This window comes from Cryobacterium sp. Hh11 (genome assembly GCF_004404045.1).
Taxonomy (GTDB): domain Bacteria; phylum Actinomycetota; class Actinomycetes; order Actinomycetales; family Microbacteriaceae; genus Cryobacterium; species Cryobacterium levicorallinum.
On the sequence record NZ_SOHF01000007.1, the window covers coordinates 1 to 20,702 of the forward strand.

The 20,702-nt window shown below is 66.9% G+C and carries 18 protein-coding genes; 11 read left to right on the plus strand and 7 right to left on the minus strand.

Going from position 1 to position 20,702, the window contains the following annotated elements; genetic code table 11:
- Positions 1 to 612: 612 nt before the first annotated feature.
- Positions 613 to 1,863: a low temperature requirement protein A gene (locus E3T46_RS01975; protein ID WP_166790152.1), complete on the plus strand. Its 1,251-nt coding sequence runs from the start codon at positions 613 to 615 to the stop codon at positions 1,861 to 1,863.
- Between the two features lie 156 nt (positions 1,864 to 2,019).
- Entirely contained in the window at positions 2,020 to 2,439 is a 420-nt protein-coding gene (locus tag E3T46_RS01980; protein ID WP_347232598.1) for an ATP-dependent DNA ligase, read from the plus strand.
- Between the two features lie 105 nt (positions 2,440 to 2,544).
- Here the strand turns inward: E3T46_RS01980 and paaZ are convergent, their stop codons facing one another.
- From paaZ to E3T46_RS02000, 4 genes are all read right to left on the minus strand, one after another.
- A complete protein-coding gene (gene paaZ / locus E3T46_RS01985) occupies positions 2,545 to 4,602 on the minus strand; it encodes a phenylacetic acid degradation bifunctional protein PaaZ (RefSeq protein WP_134577268.1) in 2,058 nt (685 codons plus the stop codon).
- 131 nt (positions 4,603 to 4,733) lie between these two features.
- Positions 4,734 to 5,627 (minus strand): 3-hydroxyacyl-CoA dehydrogenase family protein, encoded by an 894-nt coding sequence (locus E3T46_RS01990; protein WP_134577269.1) that lies wholly within the window; start codon positions 5,625 to 5,627, stop codon positions 4,734 to 4,736.
- Positions 5,628 to 5,673: 46 nt separating this feature from the next.
- Positions 5,674 to 6,858 (minus strand): acetyl-CoA C-acyltransferase, encoded by a 1,185-nt coding sequence (locus E3T46_RS01995; protein WP_134577270.1) that lies wholly within the window; start codon positions 6,856 to 6,858, stop codon positions 5,674 to 5,676.
- A 182-nt stretch (positions 6,859 to 7,040) separates the two neighbouring features.
- The gene (locus tag E3T46_RS02000) at positions 7,041 to 9,179 is read right to left on the minus strand and encodes a DEAD/DEAH box helicase (RefSeq protein ID WP_134577271.1); all 2,139 of its coding nucleotides are present in this window, start codon (positions 9,177 to 9,179) and stop codon (positions 7,041 to 7,043) included.
- Positions 9,180 to 9,439: 260 nt separating this feature from the next.
- Between E3T46_RS02000 and E3T46_RS02005 the strand changes: the two genes are divergently transcribed.
- Positions 9,440 to 9,901, plus strand: coding sequence for a GNAT family N-acetyltransferase (locus tag E3T46_RS02005; RefSeq protein WP_134577272.1), 462 nt, complete (start codon positions 9,440 to 9,442; stop codon positions 9,899 to 9,901).
- A gap of 1 nt (position 9,902) precedes the next feature.
- Here the strand turns inward: E3T46_RS02005 and E3T46_RS02010 are convergent, their stop codons facing one another.
- Entirely contained in the window at positions 9,903 to 10,979 is a 1,077-nt protein-coding gene (locus E3T46_RS02010; RefSeq protein ID WP_134577273.1) for a GTP-binding protein, read from the minus strand.
- A 49-nt stretch (positions 10,980 to 11,028) separates the two neighbouring features.
- Between E3T46_RS02010 and ykgO the strand changes: the two genes are divergently transcribed.
- A complete protein-coding gene (gene ykgO / locus E3T46_RS02015) occupies positions 11,029 to 11,151 on the plus strand; it encodes a type B 50S ribosomal protein L36 (RefSeq protein ID WP_035839829.1) in 123 nt (40 codons plus the stop codon).
- Positions 11,152 to 11,302: 151 nt separating this feature from the next.
- On the opposite strand, the gene E3T46_RS02020 is transcribed toward ykgO, so the two are convergent.
- Entirely contained in the window at positions 11,303 to 12,076 is a 774-nt protein-coding gene (locus tag E3T46_RS02020) for an IclR family transcriptional regulator (protein ID WP_134577274.1), read from the minus strand.
- A 154-nt stretch (positions 12,077 to 12,230) separates the two neighbouring features.
- Here E3T46_RS02020 and hutH point away from each other — a divergent pair, with 154 nt between their 5' ends.
- The 4 genes from hutH (at position 12,231) to E3T46_RS02040 (ending at position 16,860) form a co-directional block, all read left to right on the plus strand.
- Entirely contained in the window at positions 12,231 to 13,835 is a 1,605-nt protein-coding gene (gene hutH, locus E3T46_RS02025) for a histidine ammonia-lyase (protein WP_134577275.1), read from the plus strand.
- A 231-nt stretch (positions 13,836 to 14,066) separates the two neighbouring features.
- Positions 14,067 to 15,662, plus strand: a complete 1,596-nt coding sequence (locus E3T46_RS02030) for a peptidoglycan DD-metalloendopeptidase family protein (protein ID WP_134577276.1) — start codon at positions 14,067 to 14,069, stop codon at positions 15,660 to 15,662.
- 57 nt (positions 15,663 to 15,719) lie between these two features.
- Entirely contained in the window at positions 15,720 to 16,346 is a 627-nt protein-coding gene (locus tag E3T46_RS02035; RefSeq protein WP_134443051.1) for a hypothetical protein, read from the plus strand.
- Between the two features lie 142 nt (positions 16,347 to 16,488).
- Positions 16,489 to 16,860 carry a pyridoxamine 5-phosphate oxidase gene (locus tag E3T46_RS02040; RefSeq protein WP_198419091.1) on the plus strand — a complete coding sequence of 124 codons (372 nt, stop codon included), beginning with the start codon at positions 16,489 to 16,491 and terminating at the stop codon, positions 16,858 to 16,860.
- Here E3T46_RS02040 and E3T46_RS02045 read toward each other — a convergent pair.
- Positions 16,847 to 18,007: a M20/M25/M40 family metallo-hydrolase gene (locus E3T46_RS02045; RefSeq protein WP_134577277.1), complete on the minus strand. Its 1,161-nt coding sequence runs from the start codon at positions 18,005 to 18,007 to the stop codon at positions 16,847 to 16,849. The two genes, E3T46_RS02040 and E3T46_RS02045, sit on opposite strands and share 14 nt — an antisense overlap.
- Before the next feature lie 113 nt (positions 18,008 to 18,120).
- On the opposite strand from E3T46_RS02045, the gene E3T46_RS02050 reads away from it, so the two are divergent.
- From E3T46_RS02050 to E3T46_RS02060, 3 genes are all read left to right on the plus strand, one after another.
- A complete protein-coding gene (locus E3T46_RS02050) occupies positions 18,121 to 18,915 on the plus strand; it encodes a CPBP family intramembrane glutamic endopeptidase (protein WP_134577278.1) in 795 nt (264 codons plus the stop codon).
- An 83-nt stretch (positions 18,916 to 18,998) separates the two neighbouring features.
- Positions 18,999 to 19,937, plus strand: a complete 939-nt coding sequence (locus tag E3T46_RS02055) for a DUF4097 family beta strand repeat-containing protein (RefSeq protein ID WP_241980409.1) — start codon at positions 18,999 to 19,001, stop codon at positions 19,935 to 19,937.
- Positions 19,934 to 20,617 (plus strand): PadR family transcriptional regulator, encoded by a 684-nt coding sequence (locus tag E3T46_RS02060; RefSeq protein ID WP_134577279.1) that lies wholly within the window; start codon positions 19,934 to 19,936, stop codon positions 20,615 to 20,617. Before E3T46_RS02055 ends, E3T46_RS02060 begins: the two co-directional genes overlap by 4 nt.
- Positions 20,618 to 20,702 lie beyond the last annotated feature (85 nt).

Sequence of the window (20,702 nt, forward strand, 5' to 3'; positions counted from 1 at the left end):
TCAGGCCCTAAACTGGGCTGTCGCTCCGGGGCAACTTGTCTAACTTAGACCCTCTAACCAGTCCCTGTCAAATCGAGGAAACACCCAGTTTCAGGCGCAAAACAGCGACCAAAACCACGGAACTCAACCAAGCAGAAACAGCAAGAAGGACTTACAATCCTAGCCCAACAACCGAGAACGTGAAACACGAACCGTGAAGCTGATATAGCTAGAAGATGGTCCCACATGAGGCCGGGAAGCACTGCGGCTTTCCGCACCTTTGGGGTACGTATAGATACATTACGGCCAGACCACCCACCCGTCAAAACGCCCCCCACCCGGGCGTGTCGCACCGGTCCGCACCCAACTCCCCATACCTAGCTCGGAAGCCGGGCCCACCCTACGGAACCGGGCCCACGATAGAACATGGGCCCAGCGTCCGGGCCCGGGCCCGGACGCAATGCCGTGCTCGGTATCCACCCGCCCCAACGGGCCCTCGTCATTCACTCACACACCGGGCCCACCCGGTGAAGGCGGGCCCCGGTTATCGGCTGGGCCCGGGTTCCAGGCCCGGAACGTAAGTGAGGCGGAATTGGAACTGCGGATGTCGGGGGCTTGCGGGAGACTGGGGACGTGAGCCGATCATCGAAGACGACGCAGCAGCATCCGCTTGAGCATCGCGCTTGGATTCTGCGTCTCGGGTTTCGGCGAAGCCTGCTGCGGCCGGAGGACACCGAGCGCAGCGAGCGCGTCACCTACATCGAGTTGTTTTTCGACCTCATTTTCGTCTTTGCTCTGACTCAACTCTCGCGCTATCTGTATGCCAACCAGTCCTGGGTAGGTGCACTGGAGTCGATCATTCTCGTGCTCGCCCTGTGGTGGCTGTGGGTGTATACGACCTGGGTGACAAACTGGCTCGATCCGGCCAGGCTGCCGGTGCGCGGTGTCGTCATCGGCCTCTCCCTCGTGGGTCTCGTCATCAGTACCTCGATCTACGATTCCTTCGGTGACCAGGGGCTGATCTTCGCCATCGCGTATGTGGCCTTGCAACTCGGGCGCACGGTGTTCATGGTTCTGGCCCTCGCCCGGCACGATCCGGCCCTGCACGCGACCTTTTTGCGCATTCTGCTGTGGCTGTCGGCAGCCGGCGCCTTCTGGATCGTCGGGGCGCTGCTGCCGCTGACCTATCGCCTGCCGGCCTGGCTCATCGCCCTCGCCATCGAGTACGGGTCCGCGAGCCTCGGGTTTCGCGTTCCCGGGCTGAAAGCACCCGGTGTCGACGACTGGGATGTCTCCGGCCCGCATATTGCCGAGCGCAGCGCCCTGTTCGTGATCATCGCGATCGGCGAGTCCTTTTTGGTGACCGGGTTTGCATTTGTCGACCAGGAGGTATCCGCTTTGGGGATTGCCGGTCTGTTTCTCGCCTTTGTGAACGGCGTGGCCATGTGGTGGCTCTATTTCGATCACGGAGAGCGTGCCGGGAGCAAGGCAATCGCCGCGTCGAGCGAGCCGGGCCGCATCGCTCGACTCGCCTATACCTACGTGCACGCGATCGTCATCGCCGGAATCGTGCTGACCTCGGTCGCGGACAAATCAGTGCTCGAGCATCCGGAGGATGTCATGACGCTTCCGGTGGCCGTCACGCTGGTCGGTGGGCCGCTGTTCTACCTCGTCGGGCTGCTGCTGTTTCGCTGGATCGTCGCGCGCACCGTGCTCATCTCGCACGTCGTCGGAATTGCCGTGCTCGCCGTGGCCGGTGCGGCCGCCGCCCTCGTGACTCCGCTCGGGCTGGGCGTCGCGACCTCGGTCATTCTGGTTGCCGTGGCGGCGTGGGAGACGATCGCGCGCGTTCGCGCCGGCACCACAGACGACGACGCCGGTTGAATCACGCTAGTGCTGAGCGGATGCCGGGCCCACCTTACGAACGCGGGCCCAGTTTGTAAGCTGGGCTCAGGTTCCGGCCCCGGGCCCCGGACGAACTGGGGGGGCAGGTGGGGCCGTTGGCCTCTAGTGCTCTCCTGGCGCGGCCGAGATACTGAGATGAGCGACATTGCTGAATTTGATTGGAAGGCATTCATGGGCTCTCTTACCTATGACCGAGTCATCGTGGAGATCGACGACCGCACCCTGGCACACCTGCAATTGGTGATCGTTCAGAAGCTGCGCCGCGGCGAGAGCTTTCTGCTGTCCTGGCGCGATTCCGCTGAGGTGGGGTCCGGGCGCAGTTCGATCTGGCTCAATCCCGCTATTCCGCTCTACTTCAAGTTTGTGGGAGGTAGGGCGGCCACCCTCAACCGCCAGTGGATCGAAGACCTGAGCCGTTCGGCCAACAGCGCCCAGGGACTGGTCATAGTGAGCGAGGACGACTCCATGCCGGCCGCTCCTCTGTCGCCGCGACCCAGGACCACCGTCAACGCCCGGGCGTCCACGCGCGGAACCACCGTGCCCCTGCCCGTGTAGCGAGCGGGCTCGATCACGACCGAGGGGCGCGCCCGACCGCGGACCGAGCTCACGACTGCGGGCCCGCGCTCGATGCGCGGGCCCGCCCGAATTCCCTGGTGGAAGTTAGTGCTTGGCAACCAGGGTGAGCACGTCGTAGGACGCCACCAGCTCGTCGTTCTGGTTGGTCAGCACGGCATCCCAGCGCACCTCGCCATAGTCGTCGGTCTCGCGCGGAGTGATCTGCTTCGCGGTGAGCGCGACGCGGATGCTGTCGCCGGGCGAAACCGGCGTGACAAAGCGCAGGTTCTCGAGGCCGGAGTTCGCGAGTACCGGTCCGGGGGCCGGATCGACGAACAGGCCGGCGGCCCAAGAGACGAGCAGGTAGCCGTGGGCCACCCGGCCAGGGAAGAACGGGTTCGCTGCGGCGGCCGCTTCGTCCATGTGGGCGTAGAAGGTGTCTCCGGTGAACTGGGCGAAGGTTTCGATGTCGTCGAGGGTCACCGTGCGCGAGGCCGACACGATCTGATCGCCAATCACGAGCTCGGCCAGGCTCTTTCGAAACGGATGCGTGGAGCCGGCTCGCGCAGTCGCCCCCTGGTGCCAGATTCCGGTGATCGCCGTGAGCATCTCGGGTGAGCCCTGAATGGCGGTGCGCTGCATGTGGTGCAGCACCGCGCGGATGCCGCCGAGCTCTTCGCCGCCGCCGGCCCGGCCTGGGCCGCCGTGCACGAGCTGCGGCACCGGCGAACCGTGCCCGGTAGAGGTGCGGGCGTCGTCACGGTCGAGCACGAGTACCCGACCGTTGAAGGCCGAGATGCCGGTCATCAGGGCGACGGCCACTGACGGGTCGTGCGTGGCGATGCTGGTCACGAGCGATCCGCCGCCGCGCCGAACGAGGGCGATGGCCTCATCGATGGTGTCGTAGCCGAGCACGCTGGAGACCGGGCCAAAGGCCTCGACCTCGTGCACGGCGGCGGCCGACGCATCGTCGAAGCGCAGCAGCAGCGGCTCGACGAAAGCGCCGTCGGGAGCAAACCCGGTCGTGCCGTCCGCGTGCAGAACGGCGGGGGCATCCGTTTGGCCGACGACCAGCTTGCCGCCTGCCTCCTGCAGGCGAGCGACCTGCTTGAGCACCTCGAGGCGCTGGGCAGTGGAGGCGAGCGGTCCCATGGTCACGCCCTGGGCGCGCGGGTCTCCGAGCACGATGCGTTCGCTGATCCGTGCGTGCACGGCCGCGACCACGTCGTCCATCACCGCGCGCGGCACGATCACGCGGCGGATGGCGGTGCACTTCTGGCCGGCCTTGACCGTCATTTCGGTGACGACCTGCTTGACGAACGCGTCGAATTCGGGGGTGCCCTTGGCCGCATCCGTTCCGAGGACGGAGGCGTTGATCGAGTCGGTCTCGTTGGTGAAGCGCACTCCCCCGGTCTGCACGGAGTCGCTCGCGCGCAGCTTCTCGGCGGTAGAGGCCGATCCGGTGAAGGCGACGAGGTCGCCGAGGCGCACGTCGTCGAACAGGGTCGGCACGCTGCCGGAGACGAGCTGCAGCGAGCCTTCCGGCAGCAGGCCGGATTCGGCGAGGATGCGCACGAAGGCCTCGGCAAGGTAGCCGGAGGGGGTCGCGGGCTTGACCAGGGTCGGCACGCCGGCCAGGAATGCCGGCGCGAACTTCTCCAGGGCACCCCAGACCGGAAAGTTGAAGGCGTTGATCTGCACGGCCACGCCGGGCAGGCGGGAGTAAATATGGCGGGCGATGAAGGAGCCGTCCTTGGAGAGCGGCTCGACCGGTCCGTCGACGTAGACACGGGCGTTGGGCAGTTCACGGCGGCCCTTGGAGGAGTAGCTGAACAGCACGCCGATTCCGCCGTCGATGTCGACCCAGGAGTCGACCTTGGTGGCGCCGGTGCGGCTGGAGAGCGCGTAGAGCTCCTGCTTGCGCTGGGTCAGCAGCAGCGCCATCTGCTTGAGCAGCACGGCACGCTGGTGAAACGTGAGCTCCCCGAGCGATTTTTGGCCGACCGTGCGCGCGTATTCGAGCGCGGCGGCCAGATCGAGGCCGTGGGTGCTGACGCGGGTGACGACCTCGCCGGTCGAGGCGTCACAGACGTCGGTACCGGTCGAGGCATCGGTCGGGGTCCACCAGGCGCCCTGAACGTAGCTGGGCAGAATGGTCGTCATGGGCGCCTCCTTGGCGGTGGGATGGGGTGCGTTTTCGAGGATGGGTCGCGTTGTCGGAATGGCGGTCTCGGCAAGCTCGGCCAACGGATTGGGTGCGTTTTCGAGATTGCCTTGCGTGGTCCGGGCGGGCATCAGGCCTCGTCCCAGCGGTAGAAGCCCTGGCCGGACTTGCGGCCGAGCTTGCCCTCGGCGACGAGCCGGCGCAGCAGCGCCGGCGGTTCGAAGCGGGCGCCGAGCTGTTTGTGCAGGTATTCGGCGATTCCGAGCCGCACGTCGAGCCCGACCAGGTCGGTCAGTTTCAACGGTCCAACCGGATGCTTGTAGCCGAGCATCATGGCGGCGTCGATATCCGAGGCGCTCGCGACCCCCTCTTCGAGCATGCGGATGGCCTCGAGTCCGAGGGCCACTCCGAGCCGGGAGGAGGCGAATCCGGGGGCATCGCTGACGGTGATCGGAGTCTTGCCGAGGGCGGAGACCCAGCTTTGGGCATCCGCTACCAATTCAGCCGAGGTCGCGCTGCCGGTGACCAGTTCGACCAAGTTCGAGGCGGGAACCGGGTTGAAGAAGTGCAGGCCGAGAAAGCGGGCCGGACGTTTCAGCTCATAGGCGAGGTCGTCGATCGATATCGAGGAGGTGTTGCTGGCGAGCGCTGCGTCATCGGGAAGCTCTGCTTCGACCCTTTGCAGGGCGTCGACCTTCAGCGCGCGTATCTCGGGGACGGCCTCCACGACAAGTTCCCGGTCGCTGAACAGACCGAAGTCGGCGCCGACGGCGAGGCGGGCCTCGAGTTCGGGACGGGTTTCGCCGGTGGCCCCGCGGGCAATGCTCGCGTCGACGGCGCGCAGCACACGCTCGCGCGCGGCATCCGCTTCGATGTCGTTGCGTTCAACCAATACCACGCGGGCACCGGCCAGCAGGAAGGCGTGGGCAATGCCGGCGCCCATGCGCCCGCCGCCGAGCACGCCAACCCGGTCGGGCACGCCGTATTCGCCGCGATCACCGAGTTCCAGGTCAGAAACAGACATCAGACATCCTCCACAGTGACGATTACGGCGGTCGTGCCTTTCGACACTAGACCCGCTCCAGAATGAGGGCCGAGCCCTGGCCGACGCCGATGCACATCGTGGCGAGGCCATGCCCGGCATTTTCCCGTTCCATGCGGGCCAGCAGGGTCACGACCAGGCGCGCTCCGCTCGATCCCAGCGGATGCCCGAGCGCGATCGCCCCGCCATCCCGGTTGACGATCTCCTCATCGAGGCCGAGGCGACGGATGCAGGCGATGGACTGGGTGGCGAAGGCTTCGTTGAGCTCGATCGCCCCGAGGTCGGCGATGTCGAGGCCGCTGCGCTCGAGGGCACGCTGGGTGGCGACGACCGGGCCGAGGCCCATGATCTCGGGGGCCAGGCCGACGCTCGCGCCGACGACGACGCGGGCGCGCGGCGTCAGGCCGTACTTTTTCACGGCCTCACCGCTCGCGACCAGAATCGCCGAGGAGCCGTCGTTGAGCGAGCTCGCGTTGCCGGCCGTGACGACGGAGCCGCCCGCGACGATGGGGCGCAGGGCGGCGAGGCCCTCGAGGGTGGTGTCCCGGCGCAGGCCCTCATCGACGAGTACCTCGCCTTTTTGGGTGGGCACGCCGACGATTTCGTCAACGAAGTGGCCCGCATCGATCGCGGCAGCGGCGCGCTGATGGCTGCGGAGGGCGAAGGCATCCGCTTCTAAGCGGGTAATGCCGTCGAGCCGGGCGACCTCCTCGGCCGTCTCCGACATGGAGAAGGTGGCCTTGTCGCGGGCGGCGAGTTTGGGGTTGACGAACCGCCAGCCGATGGAGGTGTCGAACTGGGCGCCGGGCTTGGCCCAGGGGCGCTCGGGCTTGGCCTGAACCCAGGGTGCGCGGGTCATTGATTCGACGCCGCCGGCGATCATGAGATCGGCGTCGCCGGCGCGGATCGCCTGGGCGGCCATCGTGATGGCGGACATTCCGGAGGCGCAGAGCCGGTTGACGGTAATTCCGGGCACGTGGTCGGGCAGCCCGGCGAGCAGCCCTGCCATGCGGGCGACGTTGCGGTTATCTTCGCCGGCCTGGGTGGCGGCGCCGAAGATGATCTCCTCGATCAGGCCGGGGTCGATGTCGGCGCGGCGTACGACCTCGCCGACGACGAGCGCGGCGAGGTCGTCGGGACGAACCGTGGCCAGCGCTCCGCCGTAGCGGCCTACGGGGGTGCGTGCTCCTCCAACGAGGTAGGCCTCGGCCATATTCTCTCCTGACGACGGTGTCTGCGTGTGGCTGCGGGTGCCTGCGGGAACGATCGCGAACTTACCGATCGTTCGGAAAGTAATTCTGGCAGACGCGGCCGGGTTCGCACAACCCACTGGGCGCCGGGCGCGAAAAAGGGGCACCCGCCGTTGGCGAGTGCCCCTTTTAGTTCAAACGGATGCTAGATGTTGGCGAGTTCGCGTACAGCCGCGTCACCGGGGGTGGCGGAGGTGTAGCTCGCGTCAATCTCGGCACGGTCGAGCAACTCGTCCATGCGGCGCTTGCGCTGCTTGGGGATGAGCGTCACGACGGTTCCGGTCTTGCCCGCGCGGCCGGTCCGGCCGGCACGGTGCAGGTACGTCTTGTACTCGTCGGGGGCGTCGGCCTGGATGACCAGGTCGATGTCGTCGACGTGGATTCCGCGAGCAGCGACATCCGTTGCGACGAGCACGTTGACCCGGCCACTCGTGAGCATCTGCAGGTTACGGGTACGACGGGCCTGGTTGAGGTCACCGTGCAGGCTGGTGGCCTTGACTCCGGCGTCTTCGAGCTGGTCGGCGAGCTGCTCAGCGTAGGCCCGGGTGCGGCTGAAGATGAGCGTCTTGCCCTCACGGTTGACGAGCTCTTCGATGATGCGGCTCTTGTCGCGGTGTTCGATGACGAGCACGCGGTGGTCGATCGTGGAGGACGCCTGGTCTTCGCCGGCGACCTCGTGCACGGCCGGGTTGGTCAGGAATTCCTTGACCAGCGAGGCAACGCCCTTGTCGAGGGTGGCGGAGAAGAGCAACTTCTGGCCGCCGGCCTTGGTCTGACGCAGGATGCGCTGTACGGGCTCGAGGAATCCGAGGTCGCACATGTAGTCGGCCTCGTCGAGCACGGTGATAACGACTTCGCTCAGGTCAAGGCGACCCTGGTCGATGAGGTCTTCGATGCGTCCGGCGGTGCCAACGATGATGTCGACGCCGCGCTGGAGGGCGCTCACCTGACGGTACTGCGGAACTCCGCCGTAGATCTGGGTGGTGAAGAGGCCGACGCTGCGGGCGATGGGCTGCACGGTGCGGTCAATCTGCAGCGCGAGCTCACGGGTCGGGGCCAGGATGAGCGCGCGCGGCTTGCGGGCGTGCTTGCGGTCCTTGGCGCCGTTGTTCTCCATGAGCTTTTCAACCAGGGGAGCAGCGAAGGCGATGGTCTTGCCGGATCCGGTCTTGCCACGGCCGAGCACATCGCGACCGGCGAGAACGTCGGGGATGGTCGCGGCCTGGATCGGGAACGGGGCCGGAGCGCCGAGGGTGGCGAGCTCGCGAACGATGTTCTCGCCGAGGCCGAGATCGCCGAAGGTTACGCCGACAACGTCGGACGCGGTCGTTGCAATGGCTTCGAGACGCTCGAGGACGACGTCTTCGCCACCGGCGAAGGTGGGCTTGACGCCCTCTTCGCTGCGCTTCGGGTAGAACTTGCTGTCGCCGTCGCTGGGACGGTCGTTACCGAAGTCGCGACGGGGCGGGCGGTCATCGTTGGAGCGGCGCGGGGCGCGGTCTTCGAAGCTGCGCGGGGCGCGGTCTCCGTAGGACGGACGCTCGGTGCGGGGAGCGCTGTTGCGGTCACCGTAGGAGGGACGTTCGGTACGAGCCGGACGGTCGTTGTTGTAGGCGGGACGGTCGGTACGCGGAGCACGGTCACCGTAGGACGGACGCTCGGTACGGGGAGCGCTGTTGCGGTCACCATAGGACGGGCGGTCGTTGTTGTAGGCCGGACGGTCGGTGCGCGGAGCACGGTCACCGTAGGACGGACGCTCGGTACGGGGAGCGCTGTTGCGGTCACCATAGGACGGGCGGTCGTTGTTGTAGGCCGGACGGTCGGTACGCGGAGCACGGTCACCATAGGACGGACGCTCCGTACGGGGAGCGCTGTTGCGGTCACCATACGACGGACGGTCGTTGTTGTAGGCCGGACGATCGGTGCGCGGCGCGCGGTCACCATAGGAGGGACGCTCGGTGCGAGCCGGACGGTCGTTGTTGTAGGCCGGGCGCTCGTTGCGCTCGGTGTTGGTGCGGCCGCCGTTTTCGGGGCGAACGGAACGCGAGCCGTAGGCCGGACGTTCGCTCGAGGGACGCTCGTTCGAGCGCGCGGCGCGCTCGTCTGCATTCCAGCGCTGCTTCTTGGGGGCACCCTCGTCAGCGCGGTATCCGCGGTGTCCGGGGCTCTTACTGCCGGCGTTGTTGGAACCGCCGTGGCCCGATCCGCCCTTGGAGGCGTACTTGGGATCGAAGTTCTTACCGCCACGACCGACGGTGGAGTTGTGCGAATTGCCTTGAGGCATAAAGATATCTCTGGGTTGTGTTCAGTACATGGCAGAACAACATCGCACACGCGACGTAACTGAGAACCCGAGCAATCTGTGGTCGGGGCCGTTCACATACAGTGATTTTTCACCAGCGGATTACTGGGAAACCGGCCCAACTTGACTTACAAACCCATCCGCGCACAGCGCGGTGTCAAGAGCCGACCTATAAACGTTACCCTATGCCTCCTGAAAAGTCACGCAAATGGGTACACATTGCCTCGCTCTATTCTGAGGACATGACCATTTCGATCAGTATCGAGCCGCCGCGTCAGGCCGACGTTGAGGCGCTGTTGGCGGCCGGCACCGTCTTCGCGCACTCCCTCTACCCGGAGGAGAACAGCTTTCTGCTCAGCACCGACCAGCTCGAACGCCCGGGCGTTGCCGTCTACGTGGCCAGGAACGAAGACGGCGCAGCCTGCGGCATGGCCGCCCTGGTTCCACTCGGCTCCGATCTGACTGCCGAGCTGAAGCGACTGTTCGTTTACGACGAGGTTCGGGGGCGCGGCATAGCCGGCCTCCTGCTCGACCGCATCGAAGCGGATGCCGCTGGCCGCGGCATCCGCTCTCTCGCCTTGGAAACCGGCCCACTACAACACGCGGCGATGGCGCTGTACCGCGGTCGCGGCTACGAACAGATCGATTTGTTCGGCCAGTACGTCGGCGAAGAGTTCAGCGTCTGCTTCGCCAAGAGCCTGTAACTCAGGCGGCGCTTTCGAGCACCCAGGCGGGGAACGGGTCGGCCAGGGTGTTCCAGAACATGGGTCCGGCGAGAAATTCAGCGTCGGTGAGCAGGCAGGCATCGAGGTTGGCGCTGAGCAGACGGGCGTTGAGGTCACGTCCGAAGAAGGCGATCTCCTGGCCTAGCGGGGAATCCGGGTCATGGCTCTGCATGCCGGTCGGTTCGAAGGTGATCGTGGGGCCGGCACTGCTCCACGAGCCGACCGTCGACGGCCGAGTGGCGAGGCGAAACAGGCCACGGGAACGCAGGATCTCACCCGACTCCTCGGCGCGGTCACGAAAGAATTCGGCCAGGCGCAGCGGATGGAACGGGCGCACGTCACGGTAGACGACGCAGATCAGCCCCTGCGGACTGCGTGAGAGCAGGGCGTCACCGTTGAGCTGGCGTACCCAGCCGGGACTGCGTTGCAGCCAGGCGAACATGTCCCGGCGCGGCACCGGCCAGCCCTCGGCGCTGCCGCGGCCGTGTTCGGCAAACACGACGTGACTGGCCGGGTTGAGCAGGCGCACGAAGTCCCGAATATCGGCAGCGTCGCGGGCGTGCACGAGGTCGGTCTTATTGATCACGACGATGCTGGCCCACTCGACCTGCTCGATCAATACGTCACCGACGGTGCGGTCGGGATCGTCGTGGGTATCGGAGAAGTTGACGTCGTGTTCTTCCGGGACCGGCGCGAGGGCTTCGCTGCGCAGGTCGGCCCAGAATCGCCCGGCATCGAGCACGGTGATGAGGTCACCGAGCCGCACCGCATGCCCATTCGCCATTCGCTCCGGCGAGTCGCCGGTTTCAACGAGGGAACTGGCAATTTCCAGCGGGCCCACGGCGGTTGGCGCTTCGACGAAGACATCAATGGCGCATGCCTCCCCCCGGCCGCCCGGCACCGCGTCGGCAACCTCGGTGAGCACCGTGCGCAGGGCATCGGACACGGAGGTGGTCAGGGCGAATGGCTGCCGCCCGAGGGTCAGGGCCACCGAGGATTTACCGGCGCCGGCCAGGCCGCTCACCACATTCACCCGAAGATACGTTTCTGTCTGCATGCCTGTTACTCTAAGTGATATTCGTTCTCAATAAGCAATGGAGAAATAAATGAAGGTACGCAATTCCCTCAAGGCGCTCAAGAAGGTTCCGGGATCGCAAATCGTGCGGCGCCGCGGTCGAACCTTTGTGATCAACAAGCTCAACCCCCGCGCGAAGGCCCGCCAGGGCTAGCCCGTCGCAGCACCTGCGGGCGGAACCGGGCTCGTGGCACTCGTTGTAGACCGAGGCACCAAATGGAACGAGTGCCCGCATCTCTAAAAAGTGCCGCGAGGCGCGGCGTGAGGCGCGGCGTGAGGCGCGGCGTGAGGCGCGGCGTGAGGCGTTAGCGCGGGCGGCCACCGATGCGGCGGGACAGCTCGGCGGCCGTCGCCGCCACGGTTGCAGCGAGCGCCGGCCAGTCGTCGTCCGGGAAGCGGTCGTGCGCAAAGGTCACCGCGATCGCGGCGGCGGGCCATCCCGCATGATCGCGTACGGCGAGCGCGACCGAGGCGATGCCCGGCGTGATTTCGCCATTTTCGGTGGCGTAGGTATCGGTTCGCACTCGATCGAGTACCGCCCGCAACTCAAGCCGGGAGCGCGGGCCCCGGCCGTCGCGCTGCTCGAGCGCGGCCTGGCTGGGGTACAGAGCGCGCAATTGGGCCGCCGGAAGCGCCGCCAGCAGGGCGCGACCGCTCGCAGTGAGGTGCGCTGGCAGCCGCACGCCGACGTCGGAAACGAGCGAGGGGCGGTGCGCGGCGCGCTCTTCGACCAGGTAGATCACGTCGCGGCCGTGCAGCACCACGAGGTGCGCACTCTCCCCCAGCCGGTCGACAAGCTGGGCAATCAACGGGCGACCGAGCCGGGAGAGTGGCTCCTGGCGGCTGAATCCCGTGCTCAGCTCGAAGGCGGCGATGCCGAGTCCGTAGCGGTGTTCCTCGGGCAGGTGCACGACGAATCCCTGCGCCACGAGCACATCGAGCAGCTGGTAGACGGTCGAGCGCGGCAATCCAAGAGCGCTGGCCACGGCGGCCGCCGGTGTCGGTCCGCGCTGCGCAGCGAGGTGGGTCAGCACGCGCAGCGTGCTTTCGGCGGCCGGAACCTTCGATGCGGTCGCCATGGCGTTCCTCTCGCGTCCTCGCCGAGCGGCTGCCACTTCGAGTCGAAGAAAATGCTGCCGCGTTCGTTCAGGACGATTACCTCTGTCCGGTATGCCGGACACGAAGCAGCCTAGCGCCCTATCGTCTGGGGCCCTGGGGGTGTCGAATCGAACCATGACCCTCACGACCACACCTCAGACTTCCGCATCCGCGCACGACCAGAGCGGGGCATCCGTTATCGCAGCCACCGTTGTCGTCGGAACCGGCGCCCTTTCCTTCGCCGACGTGATCGCCGTCGCGAGGCACAATGCGCGCGTCAGCCTCGATCCGGCCAGCCTCCAGCAAGTGGCAGCGACCCGCACCATCATCGATGCCCTCGCGGCTGACACCGAACCGCACTACGGGATCTCGACCGGTTTCGGCGCCCTCGCGACGACGTTCATCACCTCCGACCGGCGCGCGCAGCTGCAGGCGAGCCTGGTGCGCTCGCACGCCGCCGGCAGCGGCCCCGAAGTGGAACGCGAGGTCGTACGCGCCCTCATGCTGCTGCGGCTTTCGACGCTGATGACCGGGCGAACCGGCGTGCGCCCGGCCACCGCCGAGACCTACGCGGCCGTGCTCAACGCGCAAATAACCCCGGTCGTGCACGAATACGGCTCGCTCGGCTGCTCCGGCGACCTCGCGCCGCTCGCCCACTGCGCGCTCGTCGTGATGGGCGAGGGGCAGGCGCGCGATGCCAGCGGCGCCCTGCTCGGCGGCGGTGACGCCCTCGCCACAGCCGGCATCAGGCCGGTCGTGCTCGCCGAAAAAGAGGGCCTCGCCCTGATCAACGGCACCGACGGCATGCTCGGCATGCTCGTGCTCGCCCTCGACGACCTGGCCCGCCTGCTCGTGACCGCCGACATCGCCGCGGCGATGAGTGTCGAGGCTCTGCTCGGAACGGATGCTGTCTTCGCGGCGGATCTGCAGCAACTGCGGCCCCAGCTCGGCCAGGCCGACAGCGCCGCCAACCTGCGCCGACTGCTGCAGGGCTCCCCGCTCGTCGCGAGCCACGCCGGCCCCGAGGATCCCTCGGTGCAAGACGCCTACTCGTTGCGTTGCGCCCCGCAGGTGCACGGCGCCGCACGTGACACCGCCACCCACGCCGCCCTCGTGGCCGGCCGCGAGCTGGACAGCGCCATCGACAACCCGGTTGTCACGGTCGACGGCCGAGTTATGTCGAACGGCAACTTTCACGGCGCCCCGCTCGGCTACGTGCTCGATTTTCTCGCCATTGCCGCAGCGGATGTCGCGAGCATGAGTGAGCGACGCACCGACCGTCACCTCGATGGGAGCCGCAGCAAGGGCCTGCCGCGGTTCCTCGCGCACGAGGTAGGCGTGGACTCCGGGCTCATGATCGCCCAATACACAGCGGCCGGGATCGTGTCGGAGCTCAAGCGGCTGGCGGTGCCGGCATCCGTTGATTCGATTCCCTCGTCGGCGATGCAGGAAGACCACGTCTCGATGGGCTGGCATGCGGCCCGCAAGCTGCGCCGTTCGCTCGACGGGCTCGGCCGGGTGCTCGCGATCGAGATCATGACGGCGGCGCGCTCGCTCGATCTGCGGGCACCGCTTGAGCCGGGCGCCGCGAGCGGCGCGGTACGCGACCTCGTGCGCACCGTGGCCGCCGGGCCCGGCCACGATCGCTTTCTCTCCCCCGAAATTGAGGGAGTGGTGGCGCTCGTGGCTTCGGGTGCAGTGCGCGCGGCAGCGGAATGCGAAGCGCCCGAGCTGGTCTAGTGCGAACCGCACCTTATAGGCACCTTGGACTGCTCGTTTGACCCGTTGTGAGCGTGGGGCTGGCGTGCCATACTGTCGCCACGCCAGCCCGCCCGCGTTAGTCCATACCCGAATGGATCAGGTTTGCCGATGTTGTTAGCCCCAAGTCACGGTCCCGCTGCGCTTCTCCTGCGAGCACGGCAGTGGGCCGCGACACATCGGGGGCCAAGCGGCCCGCTGGCGATCATTATCGTGACCGCGCTGCTCCTCTTCGGCGCCCCGATCGCGGCGAGCGCCGGTGAACTTCCAGCCGGTTCGACCGACACGTCCACGCCGACCGTGAGCGCGAACCCGGAACCGAGCGCTGAACCGACCGCCGAACCAACCGCCGAACCAACCAGCGAACCAACCAGCAGCCCGACGCCCACGCCGACGGCAGAACCGACCGCGGAGCCCACTCCCGAGCCCACGACCGAAGCGACCCCCGAACCGACGCCGACGCCAGAACCCACGACTGAGCCAACCCCGGAGCCCACGGTCGAACTGACCCCAGAACCGACCCCAGAACCGACCGTCGAGCCGACCCCGGAACCCACGGTCGAACCGACCCCAGAACCGGACAACGAACCAGTTCCCGAGCCGACAGACGGACCGATCCCGCCCGTTGTCGATCTACCCGATCTACCCAAGGTAGCGCCGACTCCCAGTGACACTGGCCTCGAGGCGCAGGCGGCAGCCCAGGCAGCGGCCGCAGTCGTTCGCGCGACAGCCGCAACCGCCCTCGCCGAGAGTCAGGCGGCCGCCATGCTGGCGGCCGCGCAGCGCGCATCCGCTCAACAAGACTCGACACAAAGAGCCGCGGCCTTGGCCCTGGCGCTCACCCGGTCACAGTCAACGGAGGCGGTGCGGGCCACCGCCCAGCGTACGCTCGAGTCGACGCAGGCGAGTCAGACGCTCGCGCGCGGTCGCTCCGCACTGGTGCACCGGCTCGCCGTGGAAGCCACGCAGCAAGCCGCCGACTCCAAACGAAGCTTTGCCGTGCTCGCGCGCAAACTAGCGCAGCAGCAATCCGGCGCTGTCGTGACCGAGGTCTTCCTCGGCGGCAATTCCCTCGGCAACGTGCTCGACCAGCTCAGCACACTCGACCAGCTGGATCATGTCACCGACAATATCGAGACGATTCAGGCCCGCGCCGAGGCCGACGAAGCCCGAGCGCAGCGGCTGAACGAGCAAGATGCCGAGACTCGTGCTGCCGCGAGCAGCCTGTCGGTCGACGCAAGCCGGGCCGCGCTCGACGCTGCCCAAAACGACGTCGAAGCTGCCGGCCTGGCCCTGGTCGACGCCGCAGCTCAGGCCGCGAGTGCCGCTGCCAGCCTGGCCGGACTTGACCTGCGTCCGATCACTCCAACCGACTACGGCCAGCTGAGCGATCAGGGCTGGGCAAATCCAGCTAGCGGCCCCACAACGGATGTCTACGGGCCCAGGCCGGTCCGCCCCCTCCCCGGGGTGGGCGCGTTCCACTACGGCACCGACATTGGAGCGGGTTGCCTGGCACCGGTCTTCGCGGCCACCACCGGCACTGTGCGCGCCGCCGGAGCGGTCGGCAGCTACGGCAACTGGATACTGATCGACCACGGCGAAGGCATACAGACCGGTTACGCCCATTTGGCCGACGATGAGACCCTGGTCAATGTCGGCGATCGGGTCGGCGCCGGCCAACAGATCGGACGGGTCGGCAGCACCGGCCTGTCCACCGGCTGTCACACCCACGTCGAGGTTCGGGTTGACGGCGTCAGGATCGACCCCCAGCCGTTCTTCCTCAACCGCGGAATCATCCTCGGCCGCTGAGCCCCACAGGGACCGGTGGCCGACGTGGGCGCCGAGCGGCATTTAGACTGAATTCTCGTGACTCGTCGTGTGATTCAACTGCTGATTGGCCTGTTCCTCTACGGAATCGGCATCGCGTTGATCGTGCGCGCCGCCATCGGCGTCGCCCCGTGGGATGTTCTCGCCCAGGGCATCGACAACCACACGCACCTCGGCTTCGGGCTGATCACGATTCTGCTGAGCGGTGTCGTACTCCTGCTCTGGATCCCCATCCGCCAGAAGCCCGGTGCCGGCACTCTGCTCAACGCGCTGCTCGTTGGCCCGTCAGCCGATGTTGGACTGTGGCTCATTCCGGCCGACCTCGACCTCTGGGCCCGCATCCTCCTGTTCGCCGCGGGACTCCTGCTGATCGCCGTCGCCACCGGCCTCTATATCGGGGCACACTTCGGCCCCGGCCCGCGCGACGGCCTGATGACCGGGCTGCACCAGCGCACCGGCTGGAAAATCTGGATCGTGCGCACCGGCATCGAGGTGATGGTGCTCGGCATCGGCTGGGTGCTCGGCGGCAACGTAGGAATCGGCACCGTGCTGTTCGCCGTCTTGATCGGCCCCCTCTGCCAGCGCACGATCCCCTTCTTCGCAGTCCGCCGCCCCGCGGCCGTCTCGCCGGTGCCTGATCCTGATGCCGAGCGCGTTGCCGGGTAGCTACTGCGCGGTGCGTTAAGCCCTCTTGTCGGTGCCGAGAGGTAGCGTTCAACGCATGGCAACATAGCGAGAAATTGAAGCGGATGCTCCGCAGTTCGCAGCGCGGGTACGCTCACGATTCGACGCGGGCACCAACAAGACAATGGCCTCCCTGCGCCGGAATGGTGCCCCGCGGATCAGCGGCACCGAGCTCGTGATCAACAACGGGCGCATCACCCTGGGCATGATGCCCCATTCGCTCAAGCTGCACGATGTGCTGCGGGACCCGCGGGTGGCCATCCACTCGCCAACCCTCGAGCCGCCAGTCGGGCAGCCGTCGGAGTGGGCCGGCGACGCGAAACTGGCCGGGGTGCTGGTGGTGACCGATCCGGAACCGACCGATCCGCCGGATACATCCAGTTTCGAGCTGCACGTACACGAGGTCGTGCTCACCTACATCGACTCCGACAACACGCATCTGGTCATTGAATCGTGGCACGAGGGCCGGGGGTGGGAGCGAATCAGCCGACTGTAGGCCCGCAGAACTGGGTGATCGTGCCCTCAAGAATCTCGGCGAGCGCGCGCACCGACTGCGCGTCGACCCATTCCGTGTCGGCGTGCAGGCCTTCACCTTCGGCACCGAACACCACACACGGGATACCGGCTTCGAGAATAAGTCCGGCGTCGGTCCAGAACGGTTCGCCGCGCGTTTTCGCCGGGTGGCCGAGCACCCGCTCGGCATTGCCACTGAGCGCGCGCAGGATCGGCCAGTGCGGCTCGGCCTCAAAGGCAGCCCGCGCCACCAGCCGGGTCAGCTCAAACCGAAACTGCGGCTCCGTGCGCGCCAGCTCGGTGAACAGTGCCCGCAGCTCGGACTCGACGCGCTCCGGGGACTCGCCGGGCAGCATCCGTCGTTCCAGGGTGAGCACGCAGCGGGCCGCGACCGTGGCGGCATCGTCACCACCGACAATCTTCGACACCCGCACGGCACCGTGGCCGAGTGTGGCATGCGCCGGGGCCGAGTTCAGCTGCTGCCGCAGCTCGTCGAGGGCACGCAGCGCGAGCCCGGCATGCCAGATGGCATCCACGCCGAGCTCCGGCTGCGATCCGTGCGCGGCCAGGCCGGTCAGGCAGAGCTCGAACCAGGCGAATCCGCGGTGCGCTGTGGTCAGTTCCAGGCTGCTCGGCTCGATCACTAGGGCGGCATCGGCGCTCAATGTGCGCAGCACCTCTTCCGTTCCGATGCTGCCGAATTCTTCGTCGGCGACCAGCGTCACGATCACATCCCCGGCCAGCCCGACAGCGGATGCCCGCGCTGCCGCCACGAGGATGGCCGCGAGCCCGCTCTTGGTGTCGACGGCCCCACGCCCGTACACCCGGCCGGCGCGAAGGTCGCCGCTGAACGGATCGCCCGCGTAGGTGGCGACGCCGACCGTGTCGAGGTGGGCGTTGAGCATGAGCGAGCGTCCGCCGCCGGTGCCGCGTTTAATGCCGACGACCGAGGGCCGCCCGGGAACCTGCTCGAGCAGGGTGACCTGAAAATCCTGCTCGAGCAGCCATTCACTGCACCAGATTGCGATCTGGGCTTCACCCGCCGCCCCGGGAACCAGGTCAGGATTGACCGAATCGATGCGCACGAGGTGCTGCAAGATCGCGACCGGGTCGCTGGGAAAACGCTTCATCCCTCGAATCTAGGCCCTCCCCGCGAGAGCGGGAAAATCGCTGCCTCCGGGGTGCCGAAGCAGCACTTTTTCCGCTCTCGTTAAATTGGGAGGTGCTCTGGGTAGGGTGCAGCATGGGTACTAGACCGCGGTGGGGGCTGATTCCGGCGGCGCTGGTGAGCGCATCCGCTGTGCTGCTGTTTGCGCTGCGGATGCCGGTGGCCGGCTATGGCGTGCTGGCGGCGGCCCTGGCGCTCGCGTTCCTGATCAATCGGGCGCTGTTTCGCGATCTGCTGCTGATTGCCGTTGGGCTGGGGATCATCAGCACCATCTCGGTTGAGGCGAACATCAGCTACCCGAATATCGCCCTGATGGGCACGGTGCTCAGCCTGTCGGTGCTCGTGCCGTATCTGCTCTCGCGGTACTACTTCAAGGACCACGCGATCCGGTTTCCGATTCGCACCGGGCAACGCTGGACCCGGCTCGAACGCGCCTACCTGCCACTCGTAGTGCTGCTCGGGTACCTGATTCTGCCGAGCTACTTCATCGGAAGCGGCGCGTACCAGAATTGGCCAGCGGTGACCGCTCCCGATGAGATTGCCCGACTGTTCGTGGGCGTGGGCTTCGTGGGGATCTGGGACGAACTCTTCTTCATCTGCGTCGCCTTCACCTTGCTGCGGCGGCACTTTGCCGATTGGCAGGCCAATATTTTGCAGGCCGTGATCTTCGCGTCGTTCCTCTGGGAGCTCGGCTACCAGGCCTGGGGGCCGCTGCTGACCGTGCCGTTCGCGCTGCTGCAGGGCTACACCTTTGCCCGCACTCGCTCGCTCACCTACGTGGTCTGCGTGCACCTTCTATTCGACGTCGTGGTGTTCGCCGTGCTGGTACACGCCCACAATCGCCAGTGGCTGGATATTTTTCTGTACTGATTGCAACTTTCAGGAACGCGATATATCGTGTCTTTCAACACACGCGATATAACGCGAGTTCACTCTCCTGAAAGGACAACCCAGTGTCATTGGAAAAATGGCTGGTCACCCCCGGGCAGACCAAAATCATCGATGTCGAATTGGTGCGGAAGCTCAAGGTCAGTCTGATCGGCGGCACGGTCGACATCATCGGCCACGACGAACCCGGCGCCCGCATTGAAGTGCACGGCGTCACCGGCAAAGACCTGAAGATCTCGATGGACGGCGACCGCCTCGAAATCGACCACCCCCAGTTGCGCTGGGATAACTTTCTCGAGGTGTTCGCCTCGTTCCGCGGCACCGCCCGCGCCGAGGTGAGCGTACTGGTCCCGCGCGACGTCGCCCTGCGCTTCGGTGTCGTCTCGGCGGATGCCCTCGTGTCCGGACTGCGCAATGACGCCAAACTCAGCACCGTCTCCGGCGATGTCGTAATCGATGACGTCGAGGGTGACCTCGAACTCAATGCGGTTAACGGCGAGATCTCGGTGCGCAACCACGTCGGAGCACTGGCCGTGCACACCGTATCGGGCGATATCACGGCGAGCGGCAGCATCCGTCGTTTCACGCTCGACGGGGTTGCGAGCAACGTGTTTCTCGACCTCGCGGGCACACCAGACCAGATCGTGACGAACTCGGTCAGCGGCAACCTCACGGTGCGGCTCGAGCCGGGCGTTGCCGCGCGGTACCACCTCAACACCCTCTCCGGAACGCTGCAGCTCGACGACCAGACCGTGCGCACCGCGTTCGGCAAGGGCTACGAAGGCTCCACCGGCACCCTGGACGGCAGCTGGCTCGACCTGCGTGGTAATTCGGTGTCCGGCGATATCTCGGTCGTGCGGCGGGAGAGCGGCGGCAGCGCGCCGGGCGGTGCAGCGTCGACGAGTGCAGCGTCGATGAGTGCAGCATCAGCTCCGGCAGCATCCAGTCAAGCGGATGCCGCAGCGCCCGCCGCGGCCGACATTACCCAGGCAGACCCGGCATGAGCGCCATGTTCGCCCACGGGAGCCTGCGCCTCTACCTACTGAGCCTGCTCGCGGAGCGGCCCCGGCACGGCTACGAGCTGATTCAGGCGCTCAGTGACCGATTCGGCGGAACCTACAGCCCCAGCGCTGGAACGATCTACCCGCGCCTGGCCAAACTCGAGGCAGAGGGCCTGGTCACCAAGCAGGCCGACGGCCGCAAGACCGTCTACGAGATCACCGATACCGGTCGCGCTGAGCTGCTCGCCCGCGACGGAGAACTCGGCGCGATCGAAGACGAGGTGACCGACTCGGTGCGGCGCCTCGCCGACCAGGTGCGCAGCGGCGTCAACTCCGCCATGAAGTCCCTGCGCGCCGACCTGGCCTCCGCGGCCCGGCAGGCCCGCGACGCAGGGTCACCGGCTTCGCGCGGCTACGACGGCACGCCCGAGTCCTGGGATGCCCCGGATGCACCAACGGCGGCCGAGGCGCCATCGTCGACCAGCGACGAGACATCCGCTCGCCTGGATTCACGTCTCGCCCTGCACGAAGCCGGCATGGTGCTCAACGAGTTCCGGCAGCAGCTGCGCACAGACCTGCGCACGCAAGCGGCCCGCTCGGTTATTCCGCCCGACACGGTGCCCACGCTGCGACGCCAGCTCGCCGACGTGCGCGCGAACATCCTCGCCACGCTGCACCCGTAGGCTCCGCTTTTCGAGACCGCCAGCGCGAGTCGGTGGTGGTCTCGAAAAGCTCGACCAGCGGATGATTGTGCCGCCCAGGCCGCCC